The organism is Caldimonas tepidiphila, assembly GCF_003569765.1.
Taxonomy (GTDB): Bacteria; Pseudomonadota; Gammaproteobacteria; order Burkholderiales; family Burkholderiaceae_C; genus Caldimonas; species Caldimonas tepidiphila.
This window is the reverse complement of sequence record NZ_QXMG01000199.1, coordinates 1-595: the sequence shown is the minus strand read 5'-3', so window position 1 is coordinate 595 and position 595 is coordinate 1. Positions and strand designations below refer to the sequence as shown.

Sequence of the window (595 nt, the reverse complement as noted above, 5' to 3'; positions counted from 1 at the left end):
CGGGAGGCCGCGAGGGACATGGTGGAGGGCTGCTTTCTTCGCTGGGCGCGCTGTTCTTCAGACAGGACCGATTCTCCGCCCTTTGCGCAACGCCTCGCGGGCAGGCGAGCCGGTCGGGCTCCGGGGCCGCGATTGACACCTTCCGGAGGCCGTCCCTAGAATGAAATTATCGAACACAAGTTCGCTGTAAGAACAATCTGCCGGGCATTCCCCTGCCGGCCTCCCGGATCTCCCGCCCGGCCTGCCCGCTTCCCCGCCCACTCCCTCACGAATCCAGGAGACAGACCATGACGCAAGCCTTCATCTGCGACGCGATCCGCACGCCCTTCGGGCGCTACGGCGGGGCGCTGTCGGGGGTGCGCACCGACGATCTGGGGGCGATTCCGCTCAAGGCGCTGATGGCGCGCAACCCGCAGCTGGACTGGCAGGCGGTGACGGACGTGATCTACGGCTGCGCGAACCAGGCCGGCGAGGACAACCGCAACGTCGCGCACATGGCGAGCCTGCTGGCGGGGCTGCCGATCGAGGTGCCGGGCGCGACGATCAACCGGCTGTGCGGCTCGGGGCTGGACGCGGTGGGCACGGCCGCGCGCGC

The 595-nt window shown here is 69.4% G+C and carries 1 protein-coding gene; it reads left to right on the top strand.

All coding sequences use genetic code 11. The features are described 5' to 3' along the window. Positions 1-287: 287 nt before the first annotated feature. The coding region (locus D3A59_RS25080; RefSeq protein ID WP_473206076.1) for a thiolase family protein at positions 288-595 on the top strand (308 nt) is incomplete at its 3' end.